We start from the raw sequence: 13,879 nt of genomic DNA on the forward strand, positions 1-13,879 counted from the left end.
GCAGCCATCTTTTCACCTTTTCACCTTTTCACCTATTCACTTTTTCGCCTTTAAAAGTCCTTTTCGCCCCTTCTTCTCCACATTTTTTGCCCATCAAGCATAAAAAAGTTGGGTTAAAATTTGGTGGCATGCCCGAAAACAAGTACCTTTGCACCCGTTAATTGTCCCATGGTGTAATGGTAGCACTACAGTTTTTGGTTCTGTCAGCGGTGGTTCGAGTCCATCTGGGACAACCTTAGAAGAGGTTCTTTCGAAAGGGAGAGCCTCTTTTTTGTGTTTGTAACTCGGTGAAATGTGGATGGTGGGGCGGTGACAAGGTCAAAGTTATGGCGCGCTTTGTTGGGTTGCCAGTGGTTTAGGCCAGAGATGAAAGCGCGAGTGAGGGCATTAAGAACGCCGTTTTGTAAAGATTTTGCACTGTTTTTTAACATTATGAGTGCCTGTTCTACTCACCAACCTGCCAGCGGTGCTGTTTTTTGCGCGTATTTCGATAATTCGTAAGTGGCTGATTGTCTGCGGCTTGCGCGTTTATAGTGCGCTTTTGGGCTGCTTTTACGTATTTAGTGCCGTTTATATGCATTTTTTCTTAAGGTGGCGAGTTGTTTTTGAGGTTTGTGCCAATTATCGTTAGTTGCGCCTTGTTTTATGGTTTGTTTTTCCGTTTTATCGCTCTTTTTCTCCCGTATTTCGCTTTTTTCATGGCATTTTATAGCTTTTAGTGGTGCTAAGTGGTGCATTTCGCACTGCGTTTTGGTGCTAAATGCCTTGCGTTTTGGTGCTAAATGCACTGCGTTTTGCTGCATTTTGCACACCTAAATGGTGCATATGGCAGAACAAAAAGTGTTGTTTTTTGCGCATTTTTATGCTTTTCGGAGCGATGATTTTTTGGGTTTGCGTCGCATTTGGGAAGACAAAATAGGGCTAAAACATAGCAAATGGCATGTCGTGTGGTGCACGGTCAAGGTCAAAAACTGGTTTTAGCGGTGCGTTTTCTATGCTTTTGGGGTGCGATTTCTTCTAGAAGGGTGAGTCTGCAGGAGTGTGTTTTGTAAAGAAAAGCAAGAAATTTAACACTTACCATCGACTATTTGATTTCTAGATAAAAGAAATAGGGGCGTTAATGCAATGTAAGTAAAATAAAATAACTAACTTTGTGCACTTTCCTTAATGGCCTTTATGCTCTGCATTGTGGGCCTAAGTGGGGCTGTTTGTTCGCCTGTTTCTCAGGTAATTGTAGTATAATTATTTAAATATGAAACGATATTTTGTTGTTTTGATGGCCCTTGTGGCGGTGCTGTTGGTGTCATCGTGCGCTAAGAATGAGGGCAAGTGCACTTGTGGGCGTGGTGAAAAAGGTAGTGATACGGTGGTGGTGCTCAGTCCTAAACGCCTTGATGTTAAGAGTAAAGACGATGTTTCGCTCAGAGTGGTTGATGCAGATTATTGTCTGCATTTTACCAAAAAACTGCTTAACTACATCGTGATGGATGTTAAGTTTAAGTGTAAGGGTAATGACGATGTAAGCAGTTCTGCCTTAACCGACTTTGTCAACGGCCCCTTGTATCTTTACTTTTGCAATCAATACGGTAAGATTCTTGCGGATGTTGTGCCTTTGGCAAGCAGCTATAAAGACGACGCTAAGCTGAAAGAAGCCTTGAAAAAGGGTGGGGAGGTGTGCATCTCGTTTGTCGGAATGATACCCAGCGACCTGGCCAAGAACATTGATGGCTTTACCATTGGTTATGATGTTACGTATGCAAACCAGGATTTGAAGGATAAATTTCGCCTCAATTGCAACACCAGTTCGATGGAGCAGGTTGAAAAATGGGATAAATTGATAGACGAACTTGAAACAACCTATCTCAAAGAGCTGGCCATGAACAAGCAAACGGATGAACTTAACCCTACTCAACTTGATTCTGAACGCAGCAAATTGAATGGTAAGAAAGAGCGAATGTGGGCACAAATAGACTCTGCTGTTAAAGCCCATGCGCTCGCCCCAATGCAAATGGTGAGGTTGGGCGGCATACACATGAAGGCGAAGAGCATCGAAGAGGGTGGCTTTCACTAAGATTAGGGATTAGTCGTGCCCGCACTTGGTGCGCCTGTGGCACCATAGTGCAGGCCAAAACCACGGTCGAAAACCTGACCGTAAAGGATGCTATGGGCGATTATGTTGGGCGTTTTGCCAACTGCTATAAAAGGCCAACAGCTCCCGACGGCACCAAGATTACACCCACTCCACTAGATTACAACTGGCTAAACAACGACCTTGCCTTGGCCCTGGTGGTACAACAAGGTTGCCAACTCTATATTCAAGAGCATCAACATAATTGCAGCAACCTTATACGGACATTACGATGGGGATGCTCAACTGCTTTGTGAGCAGGGCAACAAACGCATTCGCCGAATCTTTCAATGCAGAGATAAAGGCTTTCAGGGCGACTTTGAGAGGAGTTGCGGCTATAAAGTTCTTCATGTTTAGGCTTTCAAATATATATACATAGCCCCCACTTATCTTCCGCCGAGCCACTTAGCGTGTTGCGTTTTTCTATCAAACAGGATGACAATGGCTTGTGGTTGAGATAAAAAATAACTACCTTTGCGCTAACGAGACAAAGGCTAAAATCGGCCCTGGGCTAGAAGTTAGGCCACGTTTCGCTTTCTAATGACAACCCCCTATGATAGAAAAGTATGATTATGAAAAGAATTCTTGTTATCTTTACTGCCCTCATCGCAGTTCATTACCTAACGTCTTGCAGCAGCAACCCGAGCAACCGCGCCGCCAACGAGCAAGAAGAGACGTTCAATGCAAGCGTTATGCTTAAACCAACTACGGTTAAAATAGATGGTTCGTTGTCTGCTGTGCTCGAAGTAGTTGAAGGCGAATACCGCTTAAACTATACCCAGAAACTACTTCGCTACGCCACCATCGCGGTCAAGATAAGGTCTAACGGCAAAGGCAACCCCCAACGACGAAACATTTAAAGACTACACCAACGGTCCCCTTTCCCTTGACGTTTGCGACAAGCAAGGCCAACCTATTGCCAAGTTTTCCTCAATAGGAAACAGCTATAAAGACGATGCAAAGCTTAAAGAGATGATGACCAAGAACGGCGAGTATTGGGTTTCGTTCGACATGATTGTTGAAGACAACCTGCCGAAAGATGCCGCCACCTTTAAGATAGCAACCGTAAACGCCTCTGACTTAAAGGAAGCCTATGCCGATGTGTATGTCTTGTGCAACACTGTTTCTGCTGCAAACGTTGCAAAATGGGATAAATTGTTAGACGATTTTGAAGACAGCTATATCCAGTTAGAGGCGCTAAACAAGAAACTGGCGCGCAAACAGGATGCAGAAACCCAACTTGCCTTTTCTAAACTAGATAAAAAGGTAGACGACTTATGCGACAGCATCAATCGTGCATGCGACGAAAAAGCGTTCGCCCCAATGCAAGCAGTAAGGATTGGCCGCCTATATTCGGAAATTACAAAAAGGGAAGGTACGCCGCATCAATAGTGCGTGGGCTTTCTTTTCCAATCAAACTCCAATCAACTTTTGTTTGTAGTTGAAATAAAACAGCTACCTTTGCGCCAGCAAGAGCGGTGCAGAACAACAGCCTATCGCAAGAAATTGGCCACGTTTCGCCTTCGAACAACAATCCGTTATAATAAAAAACATCGGTTCAAAACACCAACAATTCATAAACGCTAAACATCCTAAACGCAACAAATGAAACTCCTCAAACTCCTCGTATTGGCCATATTGATGCTCGTCGGCGTGGCAGCCTACGCCAAGAACATGATTTCGATACACACCAATAACGTACAACTGGTGCTGGAAGTGAAACCGAACGGGCGGCTCTACCAAGCTTATCTAGGCGAAAAACTAAGCGATGCAACGCCCCTCGACCAGCTTTTTATGCCGCGCGCCAATCAAACTTCGCCCATGTGGGCAGGCTCTGAGGCCTACCCCGTTATGGGAACAGAAGACTATTTTGAACCTGCACTGCAACTTACCCACAACAACGGTAACCCCACTTCGGTGCTTAAATACGTGTCGCATACGCAAACCGCGCGCAACGGAGCCACCGAAACCGTTGTGAAACTGCGCGACGAGAAGTACCCATTAAACGTTAATCTGCACTATTTGGCCTACGCTAAGGAAGACGTTATCTGCCAATGGGCGGAGATTAGCCACGGCGAAAACAAGCCCATAAGCCTCGGCCGATATGCCTCGGCCATGCTTTACTTTGAAGAACCCACGTATTATCTAACCGAGTTTAGCGGCGATTGGGCGCGCGAAATGCAGATGAGCCAAACCCAATTGAACTTCGGACGCAAAACGATAGACACCCGTTTGGGCACCAGAGCAGCCATGTTGGCTTATCCTTTCTTTGAAGTGGGACTGGGTTCGCCCGTTGCCGAGAACCACGGTAAGGTGCTAATGGGCACCATCGGTTGGACGGGGAACTTTCGTTTTACATTCGAAGTAGACCACAACAACCAGCTGCGCATATTGGCAGGCATCAATCCCGACGCCTCAACCTATACGCTCGACCGCGGCAAAACCTTTCGCACGCCTGAGTTTATCTTCACACTAAGCACCCAAGGAACTGGGCAAGGCAGCCGCAACTTTCAGCGTTGGGCCTTGAACCACAGGTTATATATGGCGCAAGAAGACCGCATGACGCTGCTTAACAATTGGGAAAACACCTACTTCGACTTCGACGAACAGAAACTGAACAACCTCTTTGGACAGGCCAAAAGCCTAGGGGTAGACCTCTTTTTGCTAGACGATGGATGGTTTGGCAACCGCTATCCGCGCAACGACGACAAAGCAGGGCTGGGCGATTGGCAGGCTAATCGCGCCAAATTACCTGGCGGAATACCGGCCTTAGTGAAAGGGGCGAACGAGCAAGGCGTGGACTTTGGCATCTGGATTGAACCCGAAATGGTGAACCCCGAAAGCGAACTGGCACGCAACAAACCACATTGGATATTGCGTTTGCCCGACCGCGAGACTTATCTTTTCCGCCATCAGCTGGTGCTAGACCTAACAAACCCCGAAGTGCAAGACTTTGTTTTCGGCGTGATAGACGGGTTAATGAAAGAAAATCCCAACATCAAATTCATGAAATGGGATTGCAATAGCCCCATCACCAATATCTTTTCGCCCAACCTTAAAGCACGACAAGGCAACCTATACGTTGACTATGTACGCGGACTTTACGCCGTTTTGCAACGTGTTCAAGCCAAATATCCCAAGCTTTACATGATGCTTTGTTCGGGCGGAGGCGCCCGTTGCGACTTCGAGGCCTTGAAGTATTTCACCGAGTTTTGGTGTTCAGACAACACCGACCCCGTTGAGCGCATCTACATTCAGTGGGCTTTCTCGCACTTTATGCCTGCAAAGGCCATGTGTTCGCACGTTACCGACTGGAACAAGACGGCCTCTGTGAAGTTCCGTTTAGATGTCGATTTCTCTTGTAAGTTGGGTTTCGACCTCGACCTGAAACATCTTTCGCCAAACGATTTGGCTTATTGCCAGATGGCGATAAAGGAGTATAACCGACTTAAACCCATCATTTTCGCCCCCAATCTTTATCGCTTGGTATCGCCTTACGAAACCAATCATTGCGCCCTGATGCGCGTAAACGACGAGAAAACGCATGCCCTACTCTTTGCCTACGACCTGCATCCGCGGTATAACGAAACCATCATCAACACCCGTTTACAAGGTTTAGACCCCGCCGCCACTTATCGCGTGCGCGAAATTTGCCTCATGCCAGGGCAAGAAAGCCATCTGTCTTTCCACAACAAGTGCTTTACGGGCGACTACCTACACAAGGTTGGGCTTAAAGTTTTGGGCGGAAACCAGCTCGATAGCCGCATTATCGAATTGGTAAAAGAGTGAAAGTGCATCGCCAAATAGTTGTAAGTGATGGAAAAGACTATTGAGGACAGCATATTAGCACTATCGCCAAACAAGCAATTGCTGTTTGGCATCAGTTGTGTGATAAGGATGGAAAGCTTTCTCGAAAGCTACCTTATAAGCCTCGACAAGCGTTCTCGTTTTGTCCCTATAAGTCAATTAACAGATAAGGTTCTATTTAATTGCACCCTAGAACTGTTTAATCAAATTGAAACACGTGTTAGTTGTGATGACATAAAGTTGGTAGAACAAATAATACCAGACACGGATGAGGATGGAATAAACGAGGCGGTTTTGGCACAGAATGCAGCAATAGCACTGGCGTATTGTCTTGACTTCATCAAGGAGAACGATGCGAAGTACATTGGTTACTGCGCAATAAAACTTATTGAAACAGCAGATATAATTGCGTTAAGTAACAAAAGGATGAGCAACTCAGACGCATTTATTTCTCAAGAACTCGCAGTTCAAAAGCAACTGTTAAGGGTGATACACCACATGGACAGCGGTTTTGACTTGATTGAACTCAACAAATTCAAGCAAAAAATCATGCAACTTAAAGTTGAATGCTAGCACCTAAATACAAACAAGACGCTATCACATTTCAAATGAGAACACTACATATAAATAAGGAAAATGTGTTTTGCGATTTTGAAAAGCTAAGCAAAACGTGGGAAACTTCAAGCAATATAGCCATACGTCTCGACGTTGAGCAAACGGATGTTGGGCCTATCGTGAAAGAATTGCTGGGCAAGTTGCCAAACGATTTGGCCTATTGCATCATGTCTGAAATAGCCGAGTTTGAACACTTAGACGCCGAACTGATGCGGTTAATCTACAACACAGGCGACACAGGCTGTAAGGTTGCCATTTGTTTGCGCGATGATTTACTCCAAGACTTGAAGAAATGTTGCAAACAATCCAACGACATCAATGTACAAGAACATCGTGACAATAAGCGTTAGCACTTATAATTTTAAGGCGCACTAACGGCACTTGCAGACAATATTCAGCTAATGGTTACGTTAAAAACCTTGGTGGCAAACCAAATTGTAAGAAAGAAATGGAATGATATTCAACGAAGTCGTCTTGACTTTTAAGACTGCTATAATTGAGAGTGGTATTAGCCTTGTGATGCGAAAAGCAATATAAATGAACATCTCACGTACGAAGTGCTGGACAAACTTACAACGACAATTAAATCCTACTCCATTTCTCTGTGACATAATGTAATTATGTCCCGAAGATGGGCTGTTAGAGGCTACTCAGTGCATTCTCTACTAGTTGTAAACATGTTTCCTGTAAGTATATAATGAGGAGAAAGCCACGATGCCTTCAATATAAAAAACGACCCTGAATCTTTCTTTATTAGAAAAGTATTATGTACCTTTGTACGGATAGATATATAAGTTCTGCGAACAAATCATAATTACAGGGTAATTTATAATGGAGTTGTAGGACGTTTTCATATTCCACCTTATCAAAGCCATTATTTTGACAGAAAACAGCAGAGCACTAATCATAACTCCAACTAACAATTACCAATACTGCTATTTTTTACTTCAAAAAAGAATTTAAAAAGATTAAAAAACAGATAATGTGCTTGGAAAAAGCATATCCATCGAGAATAGAAAAAGAATGCTGATATAAAGATTAGAAATGGCAACTTGGGAATATACTGATATTATAATTGATGGAAAAACTGTGAAAGCACAGGCACCCATTATCATATCTGCAAGCAGAAGTACTGACATTCCGGCATTCTATGCAGATTGGTTTTTCGACCGATTAGAGAAGGGGTTCTCCGCATGGACAAATCCTTTTAATGGTGTTAAATCGTATGTTTCATATATCAACACACGATTCATTGTATTCTGGTCGAAGAACCCACGCCCACTTCTCCCATACTTAAGCGTTCTAAAATGCAAAAACATCAAATGTTATGTTCAATATACTTTGAATGATTATGAAGGTAATCAGTTAGAGAAAGTCCCCCCTCTCTCCAAGCGTATTGAAACATTTAAGTTGTTAGTTAAAGAACTAGGACTTGGAAGTGTTATTTGGAGATTTGACCCTATGATTTTAACAGATGATATTTCCATAGGAAACTTGCTCGATAAAGTAAAAAATATTGGTGATGCCTTAAAAGGTTATACAGAGAAGCTTGTGTTCTCGTATGCAGATATCGCAACCTACAAAAAAGTGAAATATAACTTAGAGAAAAGCGGTGTTCCCTATCATGAGTGGACTGAGGAGCAAATGCTGGAGTTTGCAGCAAAACTCTCACAAATGAATATTGAGCGTGGCTGGAATTATCAGCTTGCTACTTGTAGCGAAAAGATTGATATTGAAAGATATGGTATTCTCCATAATCGTTGTATTGATGCTGATCTCATAACTCGGTTAGCATGGGATGATAAGAAACTTATGAATTTTATGAAGGTAAAGGTTAAGCCAATGCCTTCACCCTCCTTGTTTGACGACGCAGGAGTTTTGCTTCCAGAAGGCGCCATATGCCTTCCTAATAACCAATACTTTATTAGCGCCCATAAAAAAGATCCTGGTCAAAGGGCTTTATGCGGTTGCATGGCTGCAAAGGATATTGGTGAGTATAATACTTGTCCACATCTTTGTGAATATTGTTATGCAAATACGACCCAAAAACTCGCTATAGAAAACTGGAAGCGACATCAACAGAACAGAAACGCCGATACAATTACAGGTAAATAATTATGTCTGACTTTATACGATTGTTTAAGGAAAAAGGGAATTTATCATTCATTGGAATGAGAGATACTGCGGAATCTCTTCTCCCGGCGAATCGAGCTGAACGCGACAAGCTACACCATGACTTGGATAGGGGTAAAGGGGTATTGGACGATGAGAACCACTTGAATATGTATTTGCATAGCTTTGGGAAGATGCACAAAGCTAAGCTTGAAGCCGCATTTGATGCTATACCCAATTTTGCGCAATTACTAACAGAAGAGTTTGAAATCTATGACTGGGGTTGTGGGCAAGGTACAGCAACTATATGTCTTTTAGATTTTCTATCTTCCCATAAGATTACACCAAAGTTATTGAACATTAATCTTATAGAGCCATCTAAAGCAGCAGTTAAACGTGCTTCTGAAGTTGTTGCTTGTATTAATCCTAATTATACTGTTAGAACTATCACGAAAGATTTTGATAGTTTATGTGTGGACGATTTTGAAAAATCTAATTATAGAAAAATCCATTTATTCAGTAATATCTTGGATGTAGAAGGCTTTGACTTGGCTAAATTCATCTATCTTTTTCAAAAATCGTTTAATGCAGCCAATACTTTCATCTGTATAGGTCCATATTATTCAAATTCACGACGGATTGGCGAGTTCATTGCTGCAACTGATCCTGACGAGATGTTTGCAATAATGGACAAGGATAAAGGAGAATGGTTAAATCAATGGACAATCTCTTTGCGCATATTTGATAAGGCTTTCGAACGTGTAGAGGCTATTAGGGATATTAGAAAACGTATTGAGGAGTCCCACAAACAAGATCAGTTCTTTGCTGGTTATGTTTTGGATTCGGTAGCTGAAGAATATCAAGATTTTGAATATTCTAATGAAGCAGAGAGTCTTTATCGTGCATTATCCGTTTTTGATGTAAAATCAAATATTCAGTTGGGAGTGTATGATAAATTCGATGCCCAGTTTGCCGTACTTGCAAACATTATTTCTCGTGGTCTTCCAACGAAAGCTCCTATCTTTTTAGAAGATACGTTCTCAGACTTGTTTGGTGTTTCAGAAAAACCTGTAGAAGGAGCAAATCTCAATTATGATTCAAAACATTCTATTCCTGCTCAACAAATCTATGAAGCATTACACATTGTAGACCCACGTTTTAATATTGAATACTATAATGGAGATATGTTGGAAAGTAGCTTTGAAAAAAGCTTCATAGAACAGACCTTAAAGGATTGCAAAAATGAGTATTTGATACAGGTTCTTGAACCCCTGCGCCCTCTTTCTACAATTATAGAAATTCCTGACAGAAACTTTCATAAAGAACAACGCGTGGACTTTGCCATGAATATACCATACGGCGAGTCTCGTACAGGCTTTATAATAGAGAAAGATGCAAAGGTCTATCATAGTAATATCTTTCAACGACATCGTGATGAACAACGGGATAGTAGTTCCACAGAACAAGGATGGTATACATACCACATAAAGGTGTTAAAGGACATCTCTTTTCTACACAACTGGAGAGAAAAGGAATCAGCTAATCAGTATCTGCAGATATTAGAAAAGAATAGCAGAAAAGAATTGTCTGGGGCGTGGAAAGATACACTCCAGATTGTGCTTAGCCCATTGGCAATAGCAAGACTTGAACGAGTCCTAATAGAAACTTTAATGGCAGGATGTCTTAAGAAAAACGCTACTGAGTGGAATGTTGCAGTTGTAGAACGCGACGTGCCTTGTGCGGCGATAGCCGTAGAGGTTCTACAAGAAAAGATAAAGAACATCTATTCTCTATCAGGGAAAAGTAATCCTTTGCCCAAAATTAATCTTAGCGTTGTTTCTACAGCTGAATTTGCCGATTCACCCTTACACTTAGAGCAGAAAGTTAATCTAGAGATACCACACAGGCATTTTGATGTTTGCGTGGATATCTCTATGTTATTGCGTGATAACATCGATGCCCTTCCACTTAATATCAAAGCTGATGCTGTTTATATAGTTCGTTCTTCTCACTACCAAAAGAGACATAGAACCATCTGTTCTGCAGAGAGCATTCAATATCCGCCGTTGGTGGTCAAAGATACTACGGGTAAATATGTTAATATACCGGAGCGTGAAAAGGTTCTGTCTTATTTCCTACATGACATATTCCGTAAGCCTTCATTCCGGCCAGGACAGTTGCCTATTATTAGTCATTCCTTGGGAGATAGAACAACTATCGGACTACTTCCTACTGGTGGTGGAAAATCACTAACCTATCAGATTTCATGCATATTACAACCTGGCGTATCAATTGTAGTAGACCCATTAATGTCATTGATGCTTGATCAAGTTAGGGGATTGCGCAGTATTAGAATTGATGTCTGCGAATGCGTTAATAGTAGCATGAGTAGTATGGAAAAAGCCGACAAGCTGAATATGTTGCAGAGGGGAGCAGTACTGTTTATGTTACTATCTCCTGAGCGATTTATGATGCCAAACTTCCGAGAAAGTCTAGTTTCTATGACCAAGAAGAATCATGTATATTTCTCTTATGGTATCATAGACGAGGTGCATTGTGTCTCAGAGTGGGGACATGACTTCCGCACATCCTATCTTCATTTGGGAAGAAATATGATTAACTTCATGCATACGAAGTCCAAACGTCCGTTATCTATCATCGGACTTACGGCAACGGCCTCTTTTGACGTGTTAGCCGACGTTGAACGGGAACTTACTTTAGGTGGTAATCTAACAATTGACAGCGAAGCTGTTGTCCGCCCAGAAAATGATACGCGTCCTGAATTGGCCTATCGTGTCATAGAGGTAAAAGCAGACTTTGATTCGTTAAAAGAGTCTGAACAGCCTTATTTGCTGAAAGCGGGTGTTGATGAGTGGGACATGAAAGATGTCATAGCGAAAGCTAAGATAGAAGAGATGTCTCTGCTTCTCGATTCAATACCTTCGCAACTCGAAGAAAAGAACATACACAACTCGAAATGTGCGCTGGAAAATTTCGAAAAAGAGTGCTTCTATACCTCCGACGAAGAAAACAAATACCCTTATGCAGGAATCATTTTCTGCCCCCATGCCAAAGGAACCTTTGGAGTGAACAATAATGACTGGGGAACTCGAGAAGGTATCTCAGCAGTACTTAGATCAAAAAAAGATTACTTGCAGATAGGTACTTTCGTGGGTGGTGACCAACCTTCTGGTCATATGTCATCATTCAATAATAATGACATAAATGTAATGGTAGCCACAAAGGCCTTTGGTATGGGTATTGACAAACCCAACATTCGCTTTACCATTAACATAAACCACCCTTCATCCATAGAAAGTTATGTTCAAGAAGCTGGACGTGGTGGGCGCGACAAGAAAAATGCTATTTCTTATATTCTTTACGAACCTACGGAATATATCCATCTGACGATAGATAAAATTAATGACATCCGTTTCTATATGGGAAAGGATGACCCCGTTGGCTTGAAAAATATAATGACCGGTATATTCTGTCCAATGATTTCACTGACTTTTGTAAGGCAGAAGGGGCTACGGATGAACAAGCTCAAAAGATTACCGAAATAATCCACAGGAATGGTTATCTTGAGAATGTAGATAAAGGTATCGACCTATGGTTCCATAATAATTCATTTAGAGGCTTACTGAAGGAGAAAGCTATTCTTAATGAGATGACTGATCGCCTTTTGAATATAAAGCCAACTTATGTCGTTGAGATTCAAGGGAAGTTACGTGAGATCATGGGTAATGACGACATCTGCCTGAAAGTGAATCAATTGAAGAATGCAATAACTATCTTCTCAAAGGAAGAAAATGCAAAGCAATATGGCTTTATCTTCTTGGATACGTTGCGTCCGTCATACAATTATATAGGCTTTGAAGATGAGATCTGTTCGAAAATTACAAATGCACTTATTAACATCCTGAAAACTTACTCAGACCATTCTGCTAAAGGCCTTCTCACACCATTGGATGGTGGAAACAATCTAACGGAAGGAATTTACCGCGCAATGTCTCAAGCTGACAAAGATGGGTATGTCTATGTAACGGTTTCATGGGAAAATCAAATAAAACAATCCCCAGATGATTTCAAGACAATGCTGAAAGCCGAAATTACAAATATTGCTCAGAAACAAAACTGGAATAACATAGATGAAAACAGATATGGACCACTACAACTAAATAAGATAGGAAACTTCAACGATTTACTTACTCAGATTGCAAACTGTTCCAACGATTCAAGATGGTTACGTTATCATGCTGACGAGGCTACATATCAAAAACTAAAGATTCTCTTTTGCCGGAAACGAGACAAAGATGATACCGATAAGGCCATCTATCGACTTTGTTGTATAGGTCTGGTGGAGGACGTTACTATAGACTATCTGTCAGAAACTTATGAGCTTAAAATCCGTAATCGTTCAGACCAAGAGTTCCAACAGTGTATGTTTGATTTCTTCAAGAAATATTACTCTTCGGAGCAAGCTGAGAAGAAAGTTGCTGAAATCGACAATCAGAAAGGACGTAACTACCTCGATAAGTGTTTAGGGTATCTGACGGCTTTTGTCTATACTAACTTGGAGAAGAAGCGTTATCGTGCCATTGATGATATGCGTATTGCTTGCGAAGATAGTATCACCGAGCGATATAAAAGTGGCAATGATGATTGGCTAAAGGAGTTTATTCACCTGTACTTCAACTCTAAATATGCACGCAAAGGCTACAAGTTTGGTGATAGGCACTATTCGCTTATGGAGGACACCGACGAACAGGGACTGGATGGCTTTGAGGTCGTAGAGAAATATATACGGGCCATGACGGAAGATGGCTCTGGCAGCGAGGTCGACAATGTCAAACATCTCTATGGTGCAACATTGCTTTGCCTGCGTGCTCATCCTGAAAATGCTGCACTTCAGTTGTTACTTACTTATTGCATCACATTCCTTGGTGTAGGAAACAATGAAACATTAAAAGCAACAGCTTATAACAGTTATATAGAAGGTTTTATGTCACTTTATGGAACTATGGGATATGGCATGTGGAACGTACTAGAAGTATTCAATGAAAAACTTTGTGCAAAAGTACATGATGCTTACATTCAGGAAGAAATCCTGAATAAAGGTAAAGATGCAATAATGCTTTTCATTCATGAAGAGAATTTTAATAAGATAACGAAGAAATATTTAAATAGGGTAATTCAGTTAATTCCCTCTTAGGA

At 41.7% G+C, this 13,879-nt stretch carries 11 protein-coding genes and 1 tRNA gene; 11 read left to right on the forward strand and 1 reads right to left on the reverse strand.

The window, feature by feature from the left end:
* Positions 1-162 precede the first annotated feature (162 nt).
* A tRNA-Gln gene (locus HMPREF2955_RS11135) sits at positions 163-233 on the forward strand.
* A 327-nt stretch (positions 234-560) separates the two neighbouring features.
* Here HMPREF2955_RS11135 and HMPREF2955_RS11140 read toward each other — a convergent pair.
* A complete protein-coding gene (locus tag HMPREF2955_RS11140; RefSeq protein WP_070723559.1) occupies positions 561-803 on the reverse strand; it encodes a hypothetical protein in 243 nt (80 codons plus the stop codon).
* A gap of 449 nt (positions 804-1,252) precedes the next feature.
* Between HMPREF2955_RS11140 and HMPREF2955_RS11145 the strand changes: the two genes are divergently transcribed.
* The 10 genes from HMPREF2955_RS11145 to HMPREF2955_RS16900 all read left to right on the forward strand — a co-directional run bounded on the left by HMPREF2955_RS11145 (position 1,253) and on the right by HMPREF2955_RS16900 (position 13,877).
* Positions 1,253-2,071: a hypothetical protein gene (locus tag HMPREF2955_RS11145; protein ID WP_009230790.1), complete on the forward strand. Its 819-nt coding sequence runs from the start codon at positions 1,253-1,255 to the stop codon at positions 2,069-2,071.
* Positions 2,072-2,366: 295 nt separating this feature from the next.
* On the forward strand, positions 2,367-2,507 hold the full coding sequence (locus tag HMPREF2955_RS16895; RefSeq protein ID WP_371326390.1) for a transposase: 141 nt from the start codon (positions 2,367-2,369) through the stop codon (positions 2,505-2,507).
* A gap of 193 nt (positions 2,508-2,700) precedes the next feature.
* The gene (locus HMPREF2955_RS11155; protein ID WP_139145548.1) at positions 2,701-2,988 is read left to right on the forward strand and encodes a hypothetical protein; all 288 of its coding nucleotides are present in this window, start codon (positions 2,701-2,703) and stop codon (positions 2,986-2,988) included.
* Positions 2,989-3,100: 112 nt separating this feature from the next.
* Complete coding sequence (locus HMPREF2955_RS11160; RefSeq protein WP_139145549.1) at positions 3,101-3,520, forward strand: hypothetical protein; 420 nt, start codon at positions 3,101-3,103, stop codon at positions 3,518-3,520.
* 213 nt (positions 3,521-3,733) lie between these two features.
* A complete protein-coding gene (locus HMPREF2955_RS11165) occupies positions 3,734-5,917 on the forward strand; it encodes an alpha-galactosidase (RefSeq protein ID WP_070723562.1) in 2,184 nt (727 codons plus the stop codon).
* A 27-nt stretch (positions 5,918-5,944) separates the two neighbouring features.
* Positions 5,945-6,508, forward strand: coding sequence for a hypothetical protein (locus tag HMPREF2955_RS11170; RefSeq protein WP_070723563.1), 564 nt, complete (start codon positions 5,945-5,947; stop codon positions 6,506-6,508).
* Between the two features lie 35 nt (positions 6,509-6,543).
* A complete protein-coding gene (locus tag HMPREF2955_RS11175; RefSeq protein WP_070723566.1) occupies positions 6,544-6,900 on the forward strand; it encodes a hypothetical protein in 357 nt (118 codons plus the stop codon).
* A gap of 694 nt (positions 6,901-7,594) precedes the next feature.
* Complete coding sequence (locus HMPREF2955_RS11180; protein WP_070723564.1) at positions 7,595-8,665, forward strand: DUF1848 domain-containing protein; 1,071 nt, start codon at positions 7,595-7,597, stop codon at positions 8,663-8,665.
* Between the two features lie 2 nt (positions 8,666-8,667).
* Complete coding sequence (locus HMPREF2955_RS11185; RefSeq protein ID WP_246830132.1) at positions 8,668-12,228, forward strand: DEAD/DEAH box helicase; 3,561 nt, start codon at positions 8,668-8,670, stop codon at positions 12,226-12,228.
* A gap of 104 nt (positions 12,229-12,332) precedes the next feature.
* Complete coding sequence (locus HMPREF2955_RS16900; protein WP_246830133.1) at positions 12,333-13,877, forward strand: hypothetical protein; 1,545 nt, start codon at positions 12,333-12,335, stop codon at positions 13,875-13,877.
* The last annotated feature ends 2 nt before the right edge of the window (positions 13,878-13,879 follow it).

It is taken from the genome of Prevotella sp. HMSC073D09 (assembly GCF_001814145.1).
Classification (GTDB): Bacteria; Bacteroidota; Bacteroidia; order Bacteroidales; family Bacteroidaceae; genus Prevotella; species Prevotella conceptionensis.